General features: G+C 72.7%; 18 protein-coding genes. 7 read left to right on the forward strand and 11 right to left on the reverse strand.

The features are described from left to right. Window positions 1–4 precede the first annotated feature (4 nt). Both HGA03_RS00275 and HGA03_RS00280 read left to right on the forward strand, forming a co-directional pair. Window positions 5–835: a purine-nucleoside phosphorylase gene (locus tag HGA03_RS00275; protein WP_168628230.1), complete on the forward strand. Its 831-nt coding sequence runs from the start codon at window positions 5–7 to the stop codon at window positions 833–835. A 20-nt stretch (window positions 836–855) separates the two neighbouring features. Then, the gene (locus tag HGA03_RS00280) at window positions 856–2670 is read left to right on the forward strand and encodes a phospho-sugar mutase (protein WP_168628231.1); all 1815 of its coding nucleotides are present in this window, start codon (window positions 856–858) and stop codon (window positions 2668–2670) included. A gap of 69 nt (window positions 2671–2739) precedes the next feature. Here the strand turns inward: HGA03_RS00280 and deoC are convergent, their stop codons facing one another. From deoC to HGA03_RS00335, 11 genes are all read right to left on the reverse strand, one after another. Then, window positions 2740–3414 carry a deoxyribose-phosphate aldolase gene (gene deoC, locus HGA03_RS00285; protein WP_168628232.1) on the reverse strand — a complete coding sequence of 225 codons (675 nt, stop codon included), beginning with the start codon at window positions 3412–3414 and terminating at the stop codon, window positions 2740–2742. Continuing rightward, window positions 3411–4490, reverse strand: coding sequence for an adenosine deaminase (locus HGA03_RS00290; protein WP_168628233.1), 1080 nt, complete (start codon window positions 4488–4490; stop codon window positions 3411–3413). The genes deoC and HGA03_RS00290 overlap by 4 nt, the downstream gene beginning before the upstream one ends. 105 nt (window positions 4491–4595) lie before the next feature. Continuing rightward, window positions 4596–4817: a hypothetical protein gene (locus tag HGA03_RS00295; RefSeq protein WP_168628234.1), complete on the reverse strand. Its 222-nt coding sequence runs from the start codon at window positions 4815–4817 to the stop codon at window positions 4596–4598. A gap of 151 nt (window positions 4818–4968) precedes the next feature. Continuing rightward, window positions 4969–6255, reverse strand: coding sequence for a thymidine phosphorylase (locus HGA03_RS00300; protein WP_168628235.1), 1287 nt, complete (start codon window positions 6253–6255; stop codon window positions 4969–4971). Continuing rightward, entirely contained in the window at window positions 6252–6659 is a 408-nt protein-coding gene (locus HGA03_RS00305; RefSeq protein WP_168628236.1) for a cytidine deaminase, read from the reverse strand. The genes HGA03_RS00300 and HGA03_RS00305 overlap by 4 nt, the downstream gene beginning before the upstream one ends. Window positions 6660–6669: 10 nt before the next feature. Further along, window positions 6670–7968 carry an ABC transporter permease gene (locus HGA03_RS00310; protein ID WP_168628237.1) on the reverse strand — a complete coding sequence of 433 codons (1299 nt, stop codon included), beginning with the start codon at window positions 7966–7968 and terminating at the stop codon, window positions 6670–6672. Continuing rightward, window positions 7965–9221 (reverse strand): ABC transporter permease, encoded by a 1257-nt coding sequence (locus HGA03_RS00315; RefSeq protein WP_373307701.1) that lies wholly within the window; start codon window positions 9219–9221, stop codon window positions 7965–7967. The genes HGA03_RS00310 and HGA03_RS00315 overlap by 4 nt, the downstream gene beginning before the upstream one ends. After that, complete coding sequence (locus HGA03_RS00320) at window positions 9218–10798, reverse strand: ABC transporter ATP-binding protein (RefSeq protein ID WP_168628238.1); 1581 nt, start codon at window positions 10796–10798, stop codon at window positions 9218–9220. The genes HGA03_RS00315 and HGA03_RS00320 overlap by 4 nt, the downstream gene beginning before the upstream one ends. A 119-nt stretch (window positions 10799–10917) precedes the next feature. Continuing rightward, on the reverse strand, window positions 10918–11991 hold the full coding sequence (locus HGA03_RS00325) for a BMP family lipoprotein (RefSeq protein ID WP_168628239.1): 1074 nt from the start codon (window positions 11989–11991) through the stop codon (window positions 10918–10920). Between the two features lie 203 nt (window positions 11992–12194). After that, complete coding sequence (locus tag HGA03_RS00330) at window positions 12195–13385, reverse strand: amidohydrolase (RefSeq protein WP_168628846.1); 1191 nt, start codon at window positions 13383–13385, stop codon at window positions 12195–12197. A 30-nt stretch (window positions 13386–13415) separates the two neighbouring features. Continuing rightward, on the reverse strand, window positions 13416–14543 hold the full coding sequence (locus HGA03_RS00335; protein WP_168628240.1) for a mannose-1-phosphate guanylyltransferase: 1128 nt from the start codon (window positions 14541–14543) through the stop codon (window positions 13416–13418). A 197-nt stretch (window positions 14544–14740) separates the two neighbouring features. Between HGA03_RS00335 and sdhC the strand changes: the two genes are divergently transcribed. From sdhC to HGA03_RS18550, 5 genes are read left to right on the forward strand one after another with little or no spacing between them, the layout of a single operon-like run. Beyond that, window positions 14741–15154 (forward strand): succinate dehydrogenase, cytochrome b556 subunit, encoded by a 414-nt coding sequence (gene sdhC, locus HGA03_RS00340; RefSeq protein ID WP_168628847.1) that lies wholly within the window; start codon window positions 14741–14743, stop codon window positions 15152–15154. A 2-nt stretch (window positions 15155–15156) separates the two neighbouring features. Continuing rightward, a complete protein-coding gene (locus HGA03_RS00345; protein WP_168628241.1) occupies window positions 15157–15606 on the forward strand; it encodes a succinate dehydrogenase hydrophobic membrane anchor subunit in 450 nt (149 codons plus the stop codon). A 35-nt stretch (window positions 15607–15641) separates the two neighbouring features. Continuing rightward, a complete protein-coding gene (sdhA, locus tag HGA03_RS00350) occupies window positions 15642–17495 on the forward strand; it encodes a succinate dehydrogenase flavoprotein subunit (RefSeq protein WP_168628242.1) in 1854 nt (617 codons plus the stop codon). A gap of 1 nt (window position 17496) precedes the next feature. Continuing rightward, on the forward strand, window positions 17497–18261 hold the full coding sequence (locus tag HGA03_RS00355; RefSeq protein WP_168628243.1) for a succinate dehydrogenase iron-sulfur subunit: 765 nt from the start codon (window positions 17497–17499) through the stop codon (window positions 18259–18261). Between the two features lie 55 nt (window positions 18262–18316). After that, window positions 18317–20575 (forward strand): DNA-3-methyladenine glycosylase 2 family protein, encoded by a 2259-nt coding sequence (locus tag HGA03_RS18550; RefSeq protein WP_239073636.1) that lies wholly within the window; start codon window positions 18317–18319, stop codon window positions 20573–20575. Window positions 20576–20660: the final 85 nt, after the last annotated feature.

A 20660-nucleotide genomic window follows, 5' to 3' on the forward strand; every position in this document is an offset into this window, starting at 1 on the left:
CCCGATGGCCGACGACGCCCGCCTGGACGACCCCACCGCCGACCCGATGCAGATCGCCGCGGAGGCCGCTGCCGCCCTGGCCGAGCTGACCGGCGTCGCGCGACACGACATCGCCCTGGTGCTGGGTTCGGGGTGGGGCGGCGCCGCCGACCTGCTGGGCGAGACCGTCGCCGAGCTGCCCGCGCACGAGGTGCCGGGCTTCGCCAAGCCCGCCGTGGTCGGCCACGTCGGCACCATCCGCTCGATCCGGATCACCGGGTCGGACAAGCACGCGCTGGTGCTCGGCTCGCGCACCCACCTGTACGAGGGCAAGGGCGTGCGCCGGGTGGTGCACGGGGTGCGCACCGCCGCAGCCGCCGGCTGCTCGACCATCGTGCTGACCAACGGCTGCGGCGGCCTGGACCCGTCCTGGGGCCCGGGCACCCCGGTGCTGATCAACGACCACATCAACCTGACCACGGTCTCCCCGCTGGAGGGCGCGACCTTCGTCGACCTGACCGACCTGTACAGCCAGCGGCTGCGGGACGTCGCCCACCGGGTGGACCCCAGCCTGGACGAGGGCGTCTACGTGCAGTTCCGCGGCCCGCACTACGAGACCCCGGCCGAGGTGAAGATGGCCGGGATCATGGGCGGCTCCCTGGTCGGCATGTCCACCACCATCGAGGCGATCGCCGCCCGGCACGCCGGGATGGAGGTGCTGGGCATCTCCCTGGTCACCAACCTGGCCGCCGGGATCAGCGCCGAGCCGCTCTCCCACGAGGAGGTGCTGGAGGCCGGCCGCGCCGCCGGGCCGCGGATCAGCAAGCTGCTGGCCGACATCGTCAGCGACATCTGAGCGCCGGAAAGGGACCGCACATGACCGCGCAGAAGACCTGGCAGCAGCTCGCCGACGAGGTGCGTAGCTGGATCGCCGACGACCCGGACCCCCGCACCGCCGCCGAGCTGACCGCGCTGCTGGCCCGGGCCGAGGCGCCCACCGACCAGGGCTCCCCGCTGGAGCAGGAGTCGGCCGCCCAGCACGCGGAGCAGGCCCGGGAGGAGCTGGCGGACCGGTTCACCGGCCTGCTGCAGTTCGGCACCGCGGGCCTGCGCGGCGCGATCGGCGGCGGACCGAACCGGATGAACCGCGCCGTGGTGATCCGGGCTGCCTCCGGACTGGGCGCCTACCTGCTGGGTGAGCTGGAGGGTGCCGGTGCCCCGCCGCGGGTGGTGGTCGGGCACGACGCGCGGCACGGCTCGGCCGACTTCGCCCGGGACACCGCCGCGGTGCTGACCGCGGTCGGCATCGAGGTCCTGATGCTCCCGCCGCAGCTGCCCACCCCGGTGCTGGCCTTCGCGGTGCGGCACCTGGACGCGGACGCCGGCGTGATGGTCACCGCCAGCCACAACCCGCCGCAGGACAACGGCTACAAGGTCTACCTGGGCGGCCGGGTGGTCACCGGCTCCGGCCAGGGCGCGCAGATCGTCCCGCCGATGGACGCCGCGATCGCCGCCGAGATCGCCCGGGTGCCGTCGGTGACCTCGGTGCCGCGCGCCGCCGACGGCTGGACCCTGCTGGACCAGGGCATCCACGACGACTACCGCGCGACGGTGGGCGCGCTGGCCGACCCGGCGGTCACCGCCGAGCTGGCCGCGAGCCTGCGGATCGTGCTGACCCCGATGCACGGTGTCGGTGGCGAGACCGCCCGCCAGGTGCTGACCGCGGCCGGGTTCACCGACCTGCACCTGGTCCCGCTGCAGGCCGCCCCGGACCCGGACTTCCCGACCGTGGCCTTCCCGAACCCCGAGGAGCCCGGCGCCATCGACCTGGCGATCGCCCTGGCGCAGGAGGTGGAGGCCGATCTGGTGATCGCCCTCGACCCGGACGCCGACCGGTGCGGGGCCGCGATCGTCGACCCCCGCCGCCGCACCCACACCGGCCCGGACACCGCCGGCGCCGACGGCTGGCGGATGCTGCACGGCGACGAGGTGGGCGCCCTGCTGGGCACCGTGGCCGCCGAGCGCTCCGCCGGGGTCCCGGGCGGGGTGCTGGCGAACTCGATCGTCTCCTCCCGGCTGCTGTCCCGGATCGCCCGCGCCGCCGGCCTGGAGCACGCGCAGACCCTGACCGGCTTCAAGTGGATCTCCCGGGTCGACGGGCTGGTCTACGGCTACGAGGAGGCGCTCGGCTACTGCGTGAACCCGGCCGGTGTGCGGGACAAGGACGGCATCTCCGCCGCCCTGCTGCTCGCCGGACTGGCCGCCCGGCTCAAGGCCGAGGGCCGTGGCGCGGTGGACGTGCTGGACGACCTGGCCCGCCGCCACGGCCTGCACCTGACCGACCAGCTCTCGGCCCGGTTCACGGACCTGTCCCAGATCCCGGAGACCATGCGCCGGCTGCGTGAGCACCCGCCGGTGCTGCTGGCCGGGTCGCCGGTGCTGTCGGTGACCGACCTGTCCGAGGGATACGCCGGCCTGCCGCCCACCGACGGCATCCTGCTGCTCGCCCAGGACGGCACCCGGGTGATCGTCCGCCCCTCCGGCACCGAGCCCAAGGTGAAGTGCTACCTCGAGGTGGTGCTGCCGGTGGAGGCCGAGGCGCCGTTCGAGACGGTCGGCCAGGCCCGGACCGCCGCCCGCGAGCGGCTGGACCGGGTGCGGGCGGATGTGGCGGAGGCGCTGGGGATCTGACGCCCGCCAGCGCAGACACGAACGCCCTCGCCGACCGCGGTCGGCGAGGGCGTTCGTGTCTGCCCGGCGTCAGTACCCGCCGTCCGCCTCGAACCCGGCCAGCACGGCCGCGGTGCCGGACAGCCCCAGCCGGGTCGCACCGGCCTCGATCATCGCCAGGGCGTCCCCCGCGGTGCGGATGCCACCGGAGGCCTTGACCCCGAGCCGGCCGCCGACGGTGGCCGCCATCACCTCGACCGCGTGCACGCTGGCGCCGCCGCTGGGGTGGAAACCGGTGGAGGTCTTCACGAAGTCGGCGCCCGCGGCCTCGGCGGCCCGGCAGACCTCGACGATCTCGTGGTCGGTGAGAGCGGCGGACTCGATGATCACCTTGAGCACGGTGGGCTCCGGGATCGCGGTGCGCACCGCGGCGATGTCGGCCTGCACCGCGGCGAAGTCGCCGGCCTTGGCGGCGCCGACGTCGATCACCATGTCGACCTCGTCCGCGCCGTCGGCCACCGACCGGGCGGCCTCGGCGGCCTTGATGTCCGAGTGGTGCTTGCCGGAGGGGAAGCCGCACACGGTGGCGACCTTCAGGCCCCGGGCGTCCACCGGGAGGAAGGACGGCGAGATGCAGACCGAGTAGACGCCGAGCTCGGCGCCCTCCGCGATCAGCGCCTCGACGTCGGCCCGGGTGGCCTCCGGCTTGAGGAGCGTGTGGTCGACGAACTTGGCGAGCCCGGCGGCGTCGAGTGCGGCGGTCATGGGTGCAGCCTTCCTGGAGTGGTGAAGCCGGGCTCGATCACCCGGCGGATCAGGTCCTCACGTTCGTCGTGGTGCGCGAACGCGTGTCGTGCGGCGGTCACGGTGACCGCGTACAGGTCGTCGATGTCCCACCCGGCGTCCTGCACCAGGTGATGCAGCTCGGCGGTCAGGCTGGTGCGGGACTGCAGGCGGTTGTCGGTGTTGATCGTGACCGCGAAGCCGAGCCGGTGCAGCCGGGTCACCGGGTGGGTGGCGATCGAGCGCGCAGCGCCGGTCTGCAGGTTCGAGGTCGGGCACACCTCCAGCGCGATCCGGCGGTCCCGGACCCAGTGCGCCAGCCGCCCGAGCCGGGTGCCGCCCGCGCCGTCGTCGTGCAGGTCCTCCACCAGGCGTACCCCGTGGCCGATCCGCAGCGCGCCGACCTCCACCGCCTCGTCCACCGACTCCGCCCCGGCCGCCTCACCGGCGTGCACGGTCACCGGGAACCGGGCGGCGCGCAGCCGGGCGAAGGTGGCGCCCATGCCCTGGGCGGGGAACCCGGCCTCCGGCCCGGCGATGTCGAAGCCGGCCACCCCACGGTCCCGGTGCGCCAGCGCCAGCTCGGCGATCTCCTCGGCGCGGTCGGTGTGCCGCATCGCGCACAGCAGTAGGTTCATCCGGATCTCCCGGCCCGCCGCCCGCGCCTCGGCCTCACCCTCGGTCACCCCGGCCCGCACCGCGTCGACCACCTGCTGCAGCGACAGCCCGCCACGCTGGTGCTGTTCCGGGGCGAACCGCTCCTCGGCGTACACCACGCCGTCCGCGGCCAGGTCGAGCACCGCCTCCCGGGCGACCCGGGCCAGGCCCTCGGCGTCCTGCATCACCGCCAGGGTGTGCTCGAAGGTCGCCAGGTAGGCGACCAGGCTCCCGCTGTTCGCCTGGGCGTAGAACCAGTCGCCCAGCTCCGCCGGATCGTCCACCGGCAGCCGGTGTCCGGTGCGGGCCGCCAGCTCGGCCACCGTCGAGGGCCGCAGCCCACCGTCCAGGTGATCGTGCAGGACGACCTTGGGCAGTGCGGCGATCTGCTCCGGGGTCATGGCGCCACGGTACTGGCCCACCGGCCGCCGGTCCGCATCGCTACCGCCCTCCCCCGCCTCCCGGCGTCTGCTCCGTCCACCGGCCGCCCGCCACGGGTCATCCGGTCAGCCGGGGTAGGCCTCACTCTCGTCCTCGGGCACCTCGGCCAGCTGCTCCGCCACATCCGCGTGATTCGCCGTGCCGTCCAGGTCCGGCCGGGGATCCGCCGGGACGTACGCCCCCTGGTCCAGCTCCTCGTCGTCGGGCTCGATCTCGGGCAGATCGGTGGCCTCGGGCCCTTCCAGGCCGGCGTCGCGCCAGGACTCGTGACCGGGGATCGTGCTCATGGGGTCCTCCCTCGCTCGATGCTGGTCCCCCCATCGTGACCCGGTCCCACCGGGGGCGCCAGGGCGGATCGTCCACCTGGGGACGACCGAGGCCGGACCCCCGCAGGAGTCCGGCCTCGGTCGTTCCGGCTGCCCGGTCAGGGCTGGACGGTCAGCCCGCGACAATCCGGTCGATCACCAGCGGCCCGGCCTGGTAGGAGTCCGCGATGTCCACCGCGTCCGCCAGCGCCTCGGTGGCCCGGGCGAAGCGCTCCGGGGTGTCGGTGTGCAGCGTCATCAGCGGCTGACCGGCCTTCACCGTGTCGCCCGGCTTGGCGTGCAGCTCGACGCCCGCCCCGGCCTGCACCGGGTCCTCCTTGCGCGCCCGGCCGGCACCGAGCCGCCAGGCCGCGATGCCGACCGCGTAGGCGTCCAGCCGGCTGAGCACGCCGTCCGCGGGGGCCAGCACCTGCTCGGTGTGCGCGGCCACCGGCAGCGGTGCGTCGGCGTCGCCGCCCTGGGCCTCGATCATCCGGCGCCAGGCGTCCATCGCCCGGCCGTCCGCCAGTGCGGCCGCCGGGTCGGCATCCGGCTTGCCGGCCGCGGCCAGCATCTCCCGGGCCAGCGCGACGGTCAGCTCGACCACGTCCGCCGGGCCGCCACCGGCCAGCACCTCCAGCGACTCCCGCACCTCCAGCGCGTTGCCGGCGGTCAGGCCGAGCGGGGTCTCCATGTCGGTCAGCAGCGCGACGGTGGTGACGCCCGCGTCGGTGCCCAGGTCGACCATGGTGCGCGCCAGTTCCCGGGCCCGGTCGGCGTTCTTCATGAACGCGCCCGACCCGACCTTGACGTCCAGCACCAGCGCGCCGGTGCCCTCGGCGATCTTCTTGCTCATGATCGACGAGGCGATCAGCGGGATCGCCTCCACCGTGCCGGTGACATCCCGCAGCGCGTACAGCTTGCGGTCGGCGGGGGCCAGCCCGGACCCGGCCTGGCAGATCACGGCACCCACGTCGTCCAGCTGGGCCATCATCTCCTCGTTGGTCAGCGCCGCGCGCCAGCCCGGGATGGACTCCAGCTTGTCCAGGGTGCCGCCGGTGTGGCCGAGACCGCGGCCGGACAGCTGCGGCACCGCGACGTCGAACACCGCCACCAGCGGGGCCAGCGGCAGGGTGATCTTGTCCCCGACGCCACCGGTGGAGTGCTTGTCCGCGGTGGGGCGGCGCAGCCCGGAGAAGTCCATCCGCTCGCCGGAGGCGATCATCGCCGCGGTCCAGCGGGCGATCTCGGCCCGGTCCATCCCGTTGAGCAGGATGGCCATGTTGAGTGCGGACATCTGCTCCTCGGCCACCACCCCCCGGGTGTAGGCGTCGATCACCCAGTCGATCTGGGCGTCGGACAGCCGGTGGCCGTCCCGCTTCGCCACGATGACATCGACGGCGTCGAAGCTCTCGGTCACGCCTGCACCTTCCGCTCGTCGAGGTCTTCGGGCCCGAAGGCGTCCGGCAGGACCTCGCGCATGGTCTTGAATCCGCTGACGGTGTCCAGCACCAGGTCGGCGCCGCCGTGCTCCCACAGGAGCTGACGGCACCGGCCGCAGGGCATCAGCGTGTTGCCCAGGCCGTCCACACAGGTGAAGGCGACCAGGCGGCCGCCCCCGGACAGGTGCAGGCCGGAGACCAGCGCGCACTCGGCGCACAGGGTCAGGCCGTAGGAGGCATTCTCCACATTGCACCCGGTCACGACCCGCCCGTCGTCCACCAGGGCGGCGACGCCCACCGGGAACTTGGAGTACGGGACGTAGGCATGGCCCATGGCCTCGGTGGCGGCGGCCCGCAGGCCGTCCCAGTCGATGGTGCTCAACTCTCGGTCCTCACTTGACGTAGGCGGTGCCCTCGGCGGCCGGTGCGCGGACCCTCCCGACCAGACCGGCCACGGCGAAGATCGTCACGACGTAGGGCGTCATCAGCATCAGCTGGCTGGGGATCGGGGTGCCGATGATGCCGAGCACCACCTGCAGGTTGTCCGCGAACCCGAACAGCAGGGCCGCGGCCAGCGCACCCTTGGGGCTCCACCGGCCCAGGATCATCGCCGCCAGGGCGATGTACCCCTTCCCGGCGGTCATCTCCTTGCCGAAGGCCAGCCCGTTCGCCACCGTGAAGAACGCGCCACCCAGACCCGCGACCGCCCCGCCGAGCAGGGTGTTGCGCACCCGGGTCCGGTTCACCTTGATGCCCACGGTGTCCGCGGCCTTGGGGTGCTCGCCCACGGCCCGCAGCCGCAGGCCCCACCGGGAGCGGAAGATCAGGATCTGCAGCGCGATCACGACGACGTACATGATGTAGACCAGCGCGGTCTGCCGGAACAGCACCGGCCCGATCACCGGGATCTCGCTCAGCACCGGGATCGGCAGCGTGGGCAGCCGGGGCGGGGTGTTCAGCGTGCTCGCGTTCACCTTCAGCACGGTGGAGAACAGATAGCTGGTCACACCGACCACCAGCACGTTCAGCACCACACCGACGATGATCTGGTCCACGACGTACTTGATCGAGAATGCCACCAGCAGCGCCGCGACCAGGGCACCGGCGATCGGCGCGGCGATCAGGCCGAGGTAGGCCGACTGGGTCAGGGTGGCGACCACCGCGGCCAGGAACGCGCCGGCCAGCAGCTGGCCCTCGATCGCGATGTTGATGATGCCGGAGCGCTCGCACAGCACACCGGCCAGCGCACCGAACACCAGCGGGACCGCCAGGAACAGCGAGCCCTGCAGCAGGCTGGTCAGCGGCAGCGGCTGGTTCTTGCCGGCCACGGCCCAGACCAGCAGCGCCAGGATCAGCGCGACCGCGTACACCGCGGGCAGCCAGAGCCCGGCCTTGCGGCGGCGCTGGGCGTACCAGAACGACAGAGCGCCCAGGGCGAGGGCGATCAGGCACAGCACGATCGCGGTGGTCTTGCTCGGCACCGAGAACTTCTCGATCTGGAAGAAGTCGGTGCTGGTGGAGACGGTGAAGCCAGTCTTCTTGCCCGACGCGGGCAGGATGCCGAACACGATCAGGGCCAGCGCGGCGACCACCACGTAGGTGATCGGCGCACGGTAGGAGATCGGCGGCAGCGGCTGGGCCGCCGGACGTGCCGGGGCGGCCGGCGCAGGGGTGGCGGTGAGGGTGCTCACGCTGCGGCCTCCTTGGTGACGGGCGCGGGGGTGGGGCTGATCTGCTTGCGACGACCCGGTGCGGGCAACCGGAACACGGCCCGGACCAGCGGCGGGGCGGCGATGAACAGCACCACCAGGGACTGGACCACCAGCACGATGTCGATCGGCGTGCCGGTCCGGGACTGCATCGCGAAGCCACCGGCCCGCAACGCACCGAACAGCAGGCCGGCCAGGAAGGTGCCCAGCGGCTTGGACCGGCCGAGCAGCGCCACGGTGATCGCGTCGAAGCCGAAGGACGCGGCCACCCCGGCGGTGAGCACCCGCTCGGTGCCGAGCACCTGCGCCGACCCGGCCAGACCGGCCAGCGCACCAGAGGTGATCATCACCAGCAGGTAGATCCGGTTGATGTTGATCCCGGCGGTGCGGGCGGCGGACGGGTTGGCGCCCACGGCCCGGAACTGGAAGCCCAGGGTCGAGCGGTCCATCAGCCACCACACGAAGAAGGTCGCCAGGATCGCCAGCAGGAACCCGGCGTGCAGCCGGAAGTCGTCGCCGAGCAGCCGCGGGTAGATCGCGGTGCTCTCGATCGGCGGGGACTGCGGGTTGTTGCTGCCCTCGCGCTTGAACGCGGTGGTGGTCAACAGGTACGCGACCAGATAGCCCGCGATGTTGTTGAGCATGATCGTGACGATCACCTCGTTGGCGCCGGTGCGGGCCTTGAGGAAGCCCGCGATCCCGGCCCAGATCGCGCCACCCAGGGCGGCGCAGATGATCGCCAGCAGCAGGTGCAGCACCGGCGGCAGCCCGAAGGCGAAGCCGATGTACCCGCCGAAGACCGCACCCAGGATGATCTGGCCCTGCGCACCGATGTTGAACAGTCCGGCCCGGAAGCCGACCGCCAGGCCGAGACCGGCCAGGATCAGCGGCACCGACCAGGTCATGGTCTCGGTCAGCGGGCGGATCGCCCGGGCGAAGGTCGAGGCGCTCGGGTCGACGATCGCACCCTGGAACAGGGCGACGTAGGCGCTCCACACCGAGTCCCACACCGCGGAGAAGAAGTCCGCGGGCCGGGCGAACAGGTAGCTCGCGGTGGTGTGCACGTCCTCGTCGGCGGCGGCGATCAGCACGCCCGACACGACCAGGGCGAGCAGCAGCGCGGCGAGGGTGACCAGCCAGTTGCTGGTCAGCATCTCCCGCAGCGCGCGCTGCAGCCGCGGCTCGAGCCGCTCGTCCTGCTGGTCCTTCGCGGTGACGTCAGCTGCGGCGTTCACTCGCTCTCCTCCTCGGCGGCCTCGATGTCGGCCTCGCCGAGCACCGTGTGGTGGGAGGCGGCCTGCTTGACGGCCTCCTCCTGCGGGACGCCGGCCATCATCAGGCCGAGCACGTCCCGGTCTGTCCCCCCGGGCACCGTGCCGACGATCCGGCCGCGGTACATGACCACGATCCGGTCGGCCAGGTCCAGGACCTCGTCCAGCTCGGTGGAGACGATGATCACGGGGGTCCCGGAGTCGCGCTCCGCGACGATCCGCTTGTGCACGAACTCGATCGAGCCCACGTCCAGACCACGGGTGGGCTGGGAGGCGATCAGCAGGCGCAGCGGGCGGGACATCTCCCGGGCCAGCACCACCTTCTGCTGGTTGCCGCCGGACAGCGTGCCGGCCAGCGCCTCCACCGACGGGGTGCGCACGTCGAACTCGACCGCGCGCTGCTCGGCGTTGGCCCGCACCTTCGCCGGGTCCAGCGAGATGCCGGTGGCGAAGGCCGGGGTGTCGTAGATGTCCAGGATCAGGTTCTCGGCCACCGAGAAGTCGGCGACGATGCCGTCCTCGGTGCGGTCCTCCGGGACGAAGCCGACCCCGGCGGTGAGCACCTCCTTGACCGTGCGGCCGAGCAGTTCCTTGCCGTCCAGCGTGACCGACCCGGCCAGTGCCGGCTGCAGGCCGAGGATGACCTCGGTCAGCTCGGTCTGGCCGTTGCCCTGCACACCGGCGACGGCGACGATCTCGCCCCGCGCCACGTCGAAGGAAATGCCGTCGACCTGCCGGACCCCGGCCTCGTCCAGCACGCTCAGGTCCTGCACCCGCAGCGCGACCTCGCCCGGCTGGGCCGGAGCCCGGTCCACCCCGAGGGAGACCGAACGGCCGACCATCAGCGAGGCGAGCTCGGTCTCGCTGGACTGCGGGTCCGCGGAACCGACCACCGTGCCGCGCCGGATGACGGTGATCCGGTCGGCGACGGCGCGGACCTCGCGCAGCTTGTGCGTGATGAACACGATGGAGGTGCCCGCGGCCTTGAGCTGGCGCATGATCGCGATCAGTTCGTCGGTCTCCTGCGGGGTGAGCACGGCGGTGGGCTCGTCCAGGATCAGCACCTTGGCGTCGTGCGACAGCGCCTTGATGATCTCGACCCGCTGCTGGACGCCCACCGGCAGGTCCTCGACCATCGCGTCCGGGTCGACGTCGAAGCCGAACCGGTCGGAGATCTCCTTGACCCGGCGGCGGGCCTCGGGCAGGTCGATCAGCCCGGCGGCCTTGGTCGGCTCGTACCCGAGCACCACGTTCTCGGCGACGCTGAACACCGGCACCAGCATGAAGTGCTGGTGCACCATGCCGATCCCCGCGGCCATCGCGTCGCCCGGCCCGTCGAAGGTGACCGGCTCGTCGTCCACCAGGATCTGTCCCTCGTCCGGGTCGTAGAACCCGTACAGGACGTTCATCAGGGTGGACTTCCCGGCGCCGTTCTCACCCAGCAGGGCGTGGATCTCACCGGGTTCGACCACCAGGTCGATGTGGTCGTTGGCCACCAGCGTCCCGAAACGCTTGGTGATCCCGCGCAGCTCCAGCTTCACGGTGGGCCTGCTCCTCGATCGTCGTCGATTCGTCCCGCGCAGCGTAGACCGCGCGGGGGTGCGGTCACAGCGGCGGCCCGGGCAGAACCATCCCGCCCGGGCCGCCGTCCGTGTTGACCTCAGTTCTGGCTGGGGGACTCCACGACCAGGTCACCGGAGATGATCTGCTGCTGCAGGTCCTCCACCGCGGTCTTGACCTCGTCCGGGACGACCGAGTCGAAGTCGTGGAACGGCGCCAGGCCGATGCCCTCGTTCTCCAGGGTCCCGACGTAGGGCTCGGAGGTGAAGTTGCCGTCGGCGGCCTCGGACACGGTGTCGAACACGGCCTGGCCGATCTCCTTCATCACCGAGGTGAGGACGATGTCGGAGTAGTCGGGCGAGGTCTCGAACCAGTCGGCGTCCACACCCACGATGGAGACGTTGCCGGCCTCCTTCGCGGCGGCGGCGGCACCCAGGCCGACCGGGCCGGCGACCGGCATGATCACGTCGGCGCCCTGGTCGATGAAGCCCTTGGCCAGGTTCTGGCCCTTGGTCTGGTCCTCGAAGTCACCGGTGAAGGAGCCGGTCTGGGCCTCCTTGTCCCAGCCCAGCACCTGCACGTCGGCGCCGTTGTCCTCGTTGTACTTGGCCACGCCGTCGACGAAGCCGTCCATGAAGATGGTCACCGACGGGATGGAGATGCCGCCGAAGGTGGCGACGGTGCCGGTGGTCGAGGTGCCCGCGGCGACGTAGCCGGCCAGGAACGCGGCCTCCTGCGTGTTGAACAGCAGCGGCTTGGCGTTGTCCGACTCCTCGTTGAAGCCGGAGTCGACCAGGGCGAACTCGATGTCCGGGTTCGCGGCGGCGGCCTCGGTCAGCGAGTCCGCCAGCAGGAAGCCGACGCCGATGATCAGGTTGCAGTCCTGCGCGACCAGCTGGTCGACGTTCGGACCGAAGTCGGTCTCGGCGGAGGACTCCACCTTGACCGCGGTGATCCCGAGCTCGTCCTCGGCCCGGTCGAGGCCCTCGGCACCCGACTGGTTGAAGGACTTGTCCTCGAAGCCACCGGAGTCCGAGACCATGCAGGCCTTGAAGTCGCTGGCCCCGGTGTCCGAACCGCCGGTCGAGCCGGACTCCTCGGGGGCGCTGCCACAGGCAGCCAGGGCGAGGGCGACGGCCCCGCCGAGGGCGGCCGCACGAACGATGTTCTTCACACTGCACTCCTGCTCGTCGTCTGCGCCGGCCCCGGGAGGGGCCCCCGGGCCGGGAGCGCCGTTGCTCCCGGTCCGGGTGGTTCGGTCCGGCGTTCGGTGAGCACCCTAGCCACGCCGGGATGACGGTGGTGTTACCGAGGCGTACATCCCGTGATCCGTTACGGACTTGGAATGTTCCGTCGGCCGTTCGGGTGCAGGAGCGGTCAGGGACGGCCGGCCAGCAGCGCCACCCGGGCCAGCAGCCCCGCACCGGCGGGCACCGCGCGCTCGTCGATCACCAGGTTGCCCTGGTGGATGTCGTAGGACCGGCCGCCGGGGGTGCGGGTGCCCAGCCGGGCCATCGCCCCGGGCACCTTGGTCAGGTACCAGGCGAAGTCCTCCCCGCCCAATGACTGCTCGGTCAGCTGCACCGACTCCTCGCCCAGCACGTCCCGGGCCGCGGCCTCCAGCACCGCCACCGCCCGCTCGTCGTTCTCCACCGGCGGGACGCCGCGCTGGTGCCGGATCTCGACCTGGACGCCGTAGGGCGCGACCACCTGCTCCACGGCGTCGTGGAAGACCTGCGAGGCCCGCTCCCAGGCCCGCACCTCCAGGCAGCGCAGCGTGCCGCGCACCGAACCGGTGGCCGGGATCGCGTTGTGCGCCTGCCCGGCCTGCACCGCCCCCCAGGTCAGGTTCACCCCCGCCCGCGGGTCCAGCCGGCGACCGAGCACCGCCGGCACCTGGGTGATCACCTGACCGAGGGCGTAGACCACGTCGGCGGTCAGGTGCGGACGGGAGGTGTGCCCACCCGGCCCGGTCAGCAGGACGGTCACCTCGTCCGAGGCGGAGGTGATCGGGCCGATACGGCTGCCGATCTGCCCGACGTCCACCTTCGGGTCGCAGTGCACCGCGAAGATCCGGCCGACCCCGTCCAGCCCACCGGCGGCGATCACGTCCAGCGCGCCGCCGGGCTGCACCTCCTCGGCGGGCTGGAACACCAGCCGGACCCCGGTGTCCAGTTCCCCGGCGTCGTGCAGTGCGGCCAGCACCAGCCCGGCGCCCAGCACGGCCACGGTGTGCACGTCGTGCCCGCAGGCGTGGGCCACATTCGGCACGGTGGAGGCGAAGTCCAGCCCGGTGGTCTCCGGCACCGGCAGCGCGTCCAGATCGGCCCGCAGTGCGATCCAGCGCCGGCCGGTGCCCACCGGGTTCGGGCCGATGTCACAGGTCAGACCCGTGCCGGGCAGCATCCGGGGCCGGAGCCCGGCGGCGCGCAACCGGTCGGCCACCACCCGGGTGGTGCGCTGCTCGGTGCGGCCGAGTTCCGGGTGCGCATGCAGGTCCCGCCGGATCTCGATCAGCTCCTCGCTGAGCGATCCGACCAGTTGCTGCACCCGGGACACGTCGACCATCACCGGACCGACACTACCCAGCCGCCGAGGTCAGAGCAGGTCCTCGCGCCCCCGGGCCCGCCAGCCGTCCACCGCGCCCTTGACCTGCTGGGCGTGCGCGAGGGTGGTCACCAGCACCGCGTCCGGGGTATCGACCACCACCGCGTCCGGCACGCCGAGCACGGTGACCGTCCGGCCGCCGGTCAGCACCAGCGACCCCGGAGCGTCCAGCCGCTGCACCAGCGACTCCTCGCCGAGGGTCCGCGACCCGTCGTCCGGCTGGCCGGCGGCGGGCAGCAGCGGGGCCAGGGAGGCGAAGTCGCCCACGTCGTCCCAGGTGAAGTCGCCGGGCACCACGGCCACCCCACCGGCGGCGGCCACCGGCTCGGCGATCGCGTGGTCGATCGCGATCTTGGTCAGCGTGGGCCAGATCTCGGTCATCGCCCGGTCGCGGGCGGCCTCGTCGTCCCAGGCCGCGGCGATCGCGCGCAGTCCGGCGGCCAGCGGCGGGAGCTGGGTGGCCAGGTGGTCCAGCAGCACCCCGGCGGCGACGATGAACATGCCCGCGTTCCACCAGTACCGGCCGGTCGCCAGGTACTCGGCGGCGGTCTCGGCGTCCGGCTTCTCGGTGAAGGCGGCCACGTGCCGGGCCGACGGTGCACCGTCCACCCCGAGCGGATCGGCGGCGTGGATGTAGCCGAAGGCGGTGGAGGGCTCGGTGGCCTCGATCCCGATCGTCACGACGTAGCCGGCCCGGGCGGCCTCGACCCCCTCCCGCACCGCGGCGTCGAACCGGGGCAGCTCGCCGATCACGTGGTCGGCGGCGAAGGAGCCCAGCACGGTCTGCGGCCCGTGGCGCTCGGCCAGCACGGCGGCGGCCAGTCCGATCGCGGCCATCGAGTCCCGCGGCGACGGCTCGGCGATCACCTGGTCGGCGGTCAGCTCCGGCAGTTGCCGGCGCACGGCGTCCACGTGCCGGGCTCCGGTGACCACCAGGACGCCCTCCGGGCCGGACAGCGGGGCCAGCCGGTCCACGGTGCCCTGCAGCAGGGTGCGGCCGGTGCCGGTCAGGTCGTGCAGGAACTTCGGCGCACCCTGGCGGGACAGCGGCCACAGCCGGGTCCCGGCACCTCCGGCCGGGATGACGGCGTGGAATCCGGGGATCACGTGCTCGGTCATCCGGACAGGCTAGCCGGGACGACCTGCCCACCCCCGACTCGGCTACCACGCATGGGACTGTGGTCCCGAACTAGGTGTGCGGTTCGTCACACTCACCTCAATTCGGCCGCACGGAGTCTCTGGCACGGCGCACGATGCCTAGAGTGCTCCCACCGGACACCGCAGTCCCGATGACCAGGAGGCCTTCCGTGCCCAGTGTGCAGACCGGGCCAGCGCCCGCACACACACCGAAACCCCGCCGCAAGCCTGCCGGCACCCTGTACCGAGGCCGCGAGGGCATGTGGTCCTGGGTGGCCCACCGGGTGACCGGCGTGCTGATCTTCTTCTTCCTGTTGGTGCACGTGCTCGACACGTCGCTGGTCCGGGTCTCCCCCGAGGCCTACAACGACGTGATCGGCACCTACAAGAACCCGATCATGGGCCTCGGCGAGGCCGGCCTGGTCGCGGCGATCGTCTTCCACGCCTTCAACGGCATCCGGATCATCCTGGTCGACTTCTGGGCCAAGGGCCCCAAGTACCAGCGCGTGATGCTCTGGGTGGTGGTCGGCCTGTTCGTCGTCACGATGGCCGGCTTCCTGCCCCGCCACCTCATGCACGTCTTCGGAGGCTGACGATGACCACCATCCCCGCCCCGAACTCGCCGGTGGCCCGCCCCTCCCGCCGCACCAGCCGCGGGAACTGGGAGCTGTACGGCTGGGTGTTCATGCGCGCCTCGGGCGTCGTGCTGCTGGTGCTGATCTTCGGCCACCTGTTCGTGAACCTGGTCGCCGGTGACGGGATCAGCGCGATCGACTTCGGCTTCGTCGCCGGGAAGTGGGCCTCGCCGTTCTGGCAGATCTGGGACCTGCTGATGCTCTGGCTGGCGATGATCCACGGCACCAACGGCGTGCGCACCATCATCAACGACTACGCCGAGCGCGACGGCACCCGGCTCGTCCTGAAGCTGGCGCTCTACACCGCGTTCACCGTCGTGGTGGTGCTCGGCACCCTGGTGATCTTCACCTTCGACCCCTGCCCGGTGAACAGCCCGGCGAGCCTGCTGCCGTCGTTCTGCACCGCCTGAACCACCCGCACGTCGATAGAAAGGCATCGCCCCCGATGCAGACCCATCAGTACGACGTCGTGATCGTCGGAGCCGGCGGCGCCGGGATGCGCGCGGCCCTGGAGTCCTCGGCCCGCACCCGCACCGCGGTGATCTCCAAGCTGTACCCGACCCGGTCGCACACCGGTGCCGCCCAAGGCGGGATGTGCGCGGCCCTCGGCAACGTCGAGGACGACAACCCCGAGTGGCACACCTTCGACACCGTCAAGGGCGGCGACTACCTGGTCGACCAGGACGCGGCGGAGATCATGGCCAAGGAGGCGGTGGACGCCGTCCTCGACCTGGAGCGGATGGGCCTGCCGTTCAACCGCACCCCCGAGGGCCGGATCGACCAGCGCCGGTTCGGTGGCCACACCCGCAACCACGGCGAGGCGCCGGTCCGCCGGGCCTGCTATGCCGCCGACCGCACCGGCCACATGATCCTGCAGACCCTGTACCAGCAGTGCGTGAAGCAGGACGTGCAGTTCTTCAACGAGTTCTACGTCCTGGACCTGCTGCTCAACCGCGACCTGTCAGGAGAGCAGCGCGGGCAGAGTGAGGTCGCGGACGGCGAGGAGGTCGCGGTCGCCGGGGTGGTCGCCTACGAGCTGGCCACCGGGGAGATCCACGTGTTCCGCGCCAAGTCGGTGGTCCTGGCCACCGGTGGCGCCGGGAAGATCTACAAGACCACCTCCAACGCGCACACCCTGACCGGCGACGGGATGGCGATCGCCTACCGGCGCGGCCTGCCGCTGGAGGACATGGAGTTCTTCCAGTTCCACCCGACCGGGCTGGCCGGGCTGGGCATCCTGCTGTCCGAGGCGGCCCGTGGCGAGGGCGGCATCCTGCGCAACGCCGACGGCGAACGGTTCATGGAGCGCTACGCCCCGACCATCAAGGACCTGGCACCCCGTGACATCGTCGCCCGGTCGATGGCCAACGAGGTGCGCGAGGGCCGGGGCGCAGGGCCGAACAAGGACTACGTCCTGCTCGACCTGACCCACCTGGACCCGGCGCACATCGACGCCAAGCTGCCGGACATCACCGAGTTCGCCCGGACGTACCTGGGCATCGAGCCCTACACCGAGCCGGTGCCGGTCTACCCGACCGCGCACTACGCGATGGGCGGTGTGCCGACCAACGTCGAGGGCGAGGTGCTGCGCAACCCCCGCGACGTGGTCAAGGGCCTCTACGCCGCCGGGGAGGTCGCCTGCGTCTCGGTGCACGGCTCCAACCGGCTGGGCACCAACTCGCTGCTGGACATCAACGTCTTCGGCAAGCGGGCCGGCATCTCCGCCGCGCAGTACGCGGCGACCGCCCCGTGGGTCGACCTGCCGGAGAACCCGGAGTCGCTGACCGTGGCCGAGCTGGAGGAGATGCGCGCCCGACCGAAGGGCGAGCGGGTCGCCGACGTCCGCCGCGAACTGCAGCAGACCATGGATACCAACGCCCAGGTTTTCCGCACTGCGGAATCCCTGCGCCAGGCGCTGTCCGACGTGCACGCCCTGCAGGACCGGTACTCCCGGGTCTCGGTCCAGGACAAGGGCAAGGCGTTCAACACCGACCTGATCGAGGCGCTGGAGCTCGGCTTCCTGCTGGACATCGCCGAGGTGGTGATCGTCGGCGCCCTGAACCGGCGCGAATCCCGTGGCGGGCACTTCCGCGAGGACTACCCCGACCGGGACGACGCGCAGTTCATGTCGCACACCATGGCCTACCGCCGGCCGGCCGGTGCCGTGATCGACGACCCGGTGGCGCCCGCCCCCGCCGGTGAGGAGATCCCGGTCTTCCCGCCGGAGCGGCCCAGCGTGCTGCTCGGCACCAAGCCCGTGATCACCACCGTCTATCAGCCGATGGAGCGGAAGTACTGACATGACCGCCACTCTGGACAAGCCCGCCGCCGAGGCCGCCCCCGCCGAGATCCCGTCCTTCCAGGTCACGCTGCGGATCCGCCGCTACACCCCGGAGACCCACGGCGACGAGGCGTACTGGCAGGACTTCACCGTCACCGCGCACGGCACCGACCGACTGCTGGACGCGCTGCACACGATCAAGTGGGAACTGGACGGCTCGGTCACCTTCCGCCGGTCCTGCGCCCACGGGGTGTGCGGCTCGGACGCGATGCGGATCAACGGCCGCAACCGGCTGGCCTGCAAGGCGCTGCTCAAGGACCTGGACCCGAGCAAGCCGATCACCGTCGAGCCGATCAAGGGCCTGCCGGTGATCAAGGATCTGGTCGTCGACATGGAGCCGTTCTTCGCCTCCTACCGGGAGATCATGCCGTTCCTGATCACCACCGGGAACCAGCCCTCCCGTGAGCGCCTGCAGTCTCCCGAACAGCGCGCCCGGTTCGACGACACCACCAAGTGCATCCTGTGCGCGGCCTGCACCAGCTCCTGCCCGGTGTTCTGGACCGACGGCCAGTACTTCGGCCCCGCCGCGATCGTCAACGCGCACCGGTTCATCTTCGACAGCCGGGACGAGGGTGGCGCCCAGCGCCTGGAGATCCTCAACGACAAGGAGGGCGTCTGGCGCTGCCGGACCACCTTCAACTGCACCGAGGCCTGCCCGCGCGGCATCGAGGTGACCAAGGCGATCCAGGAAGTGAAGCGGGCGATGATCACCCGGGCGTTCTGAGCCCGTGTCCGATTCCCGCTAGACACACCACGGCCGGGCGGCGTCCACTGGTGCGGTGACCCCCGCCCACGACGCCGCCCGCTGTGTACCCGGCGACCCCCGGTTCGACCGCTGGTACCGGGCGATCGACGCCCGGGACGCCCGGTTCGACGGCCAGTTCTTCACCGCCGTCGCCTCCACCGGCATCTACTGCCGCCCGTCGTGCCCCGCCCGCACGCCCAAGCCGGAGAACGTCTCCTTCTACCTGACCTCCGCCGCCGCGCACGAGGCCGGGTACCGGGCATGCAAGCGCTGCCTGCCGGAGGCCGCGCCCGGCACCCCCGAGTGGGACCTGCGCGGCGACCTGGCCGGCCGGGCGATGCGCCTGATCGCCGACGGCGTGGTCGACCGGGACGGGGTCGACGGCCTGGCCGGACGGCTCGGCTACTCCCCCCGCCAGGTGCACCGCACGCTCACCGCCGAACTCGGCGCCGGACCACTCGCGCTCGCCCGCGCCCGCCGCGCCCAGACCGCCCGCAGCCTGCTGGTCGGCACCGGGCTGCCGCTGGCCGACATCGCCTTCGCCGCCGGGTTCGGGTCGGTCCGGCAGTTCAACGACACGGTGCGGGAGGTGTTCGACACGACACCCGGCGAGCTCCGGGCCCGGGAGCCGCGGGCGAGGGCCGGGGGCCTGCCGGGCACGGAGGCACGGGGGGCCGGGGGCGGGAACCGGCGAGGGCCGGAGGTGCGGGGCGCCGGGGCCGGGGACCTGCCGGGAGCGGAGACGCTGGCCGCCGGGGCGGTGGGCGTGCCGGGCACGGAGCCGCTGGCCGCCGGGGCTGCGGGCGTGCCGGGCACGGAGTCGCTGGCTGCCGGGACCGCGGGCCCGCCGGGAGCGGAGGCGCTGGCCGCCGAGGCTGCGGGCCTGCGGGGGCCGGAGGTGCGGGGCGCCGGGGCTGCGGGCCTGCCAGGCACGGGAGTGCGGGGGTTCGGACGTCCGGTGGCGTCGGGCGCGGCAACGCGAGCGGCCACGGGCGCCTCGGCGCCCGGCGCGGCCACAGGCGCGCGGTCGGCCGACCATTCGACGTGGCCCGGCGCGGGATCGTCGATGACCGCGGGCGCGGCGGGTCCTGACACCGCGCGGGACGCTGGCGCCGTGGCCCTCGTGCGGCTCGCCCTCAACCTGCCCGTGCGCCGCCCCTACGACGCCCCCGGGGTGTTCGGCTTCCTGGCCGCCCGCGCCGTCGCCGGCGTGGAGTCGGCCGACCTGCCCCCCGGTGGACCGCTGCGCTATGCCCGGACGCTGCACCTTCCGCACGGTCCCGGCGCGATCGAGGTGACCGCGGTACTCATGCCGGACGGCTGGCGGCTGCGCGCGGGGATCGAGCTGACCTCGCTCGCCGATGTCGGAGTGGCAACGGCCCGGGTCCGGCGGCTGCTGGACCTGGACGCCGACCCGGCCGCGGTGGATGCTGCGCTGTCCGCCGACCCGGTGCTCGCGCCGCTGGTGGCCGCAGTGCCCGGGCTGCGGGTGCCGGGCGCCGTGGACCCGGAGGAGATGGTGCTGCGGGCGATGGTCGGGCAGCAGATCAGCGTGGCCGCGGCCCGGGGGCACCTCAGCCGGCTCGCTGCGCGGATCGGGACGCCGGTGGTCAGTTCGTTCGCCGGGCTGGACCGGCTGTTCCCGACCGCGGCACAGGTGGCCGATGCGCTGGGGGCACCCACGATCGGCGGACTGGAGCCCGGACCGGCGGCGGCAGGGCAGCCCTCGGCCATGTCCGGCACGCACCACCACCCGCCCAGCCCGGTCCCGGCCGGACCGAGACCGGCCGGTGGGCGTCCTTCCCCGCCCGACCCGAACCCGGCCCCCGGTCTCGCGCGGCACTCGTCACACGGCCCGGACCCGGAACCCGGCGGCGGGGAGCACTCGTCACACGACCCGGACCCCAGCCTCGGGCGGGTCTCGTCACCCGATCCGGACCGGCCGCTGCGGTTGCCCGGCCGGTCCGTCGCGGCGATCCGGGACACCGCCGCCGCTCTGGCGGACGGATCGCTGCGGGTGGATGTCGGCGCGTCGACCGCCGACCTGACCGCCGCCCTGGTCGCCCGGCCCGGCATCGGGCCCTGGACGGCCGGGTACCTGGCGATCCGGGTGCTCGGCGACCCGGACGTGTGGCTGCCCGGCGATGCCGCCCTGCTGACCAGCGCCCGCGCGCTCGGGTTCGTCGACCCCGGGCTGCCCCGCGCTGCGGCACACCGTGCCCTGACCGCCCGCTCCGCCGACTGGGCGCCCTGGCGCTCCTACGCCGTCACCCACCTGTGGCGCGCGGCCTGAGCCGACGCCGAGAGTGCACGAATGCACGCCAAACCGGCGCTGAGGCGTGCATTCGTGCACTCTCGGCGCAGCGCCAGCGGGCTCG

It is taken from the genome of Cellulomonas denverensis, from assembly GCF_012396125.1.
In the GTDB taxonomy this organism is placed as follows: Bacteria; Actinomycetota; Actinomycetes; order Actinomycetales; family Cellulomonadaceae; genus Cellulomonas; species Cellulomonas denverensis.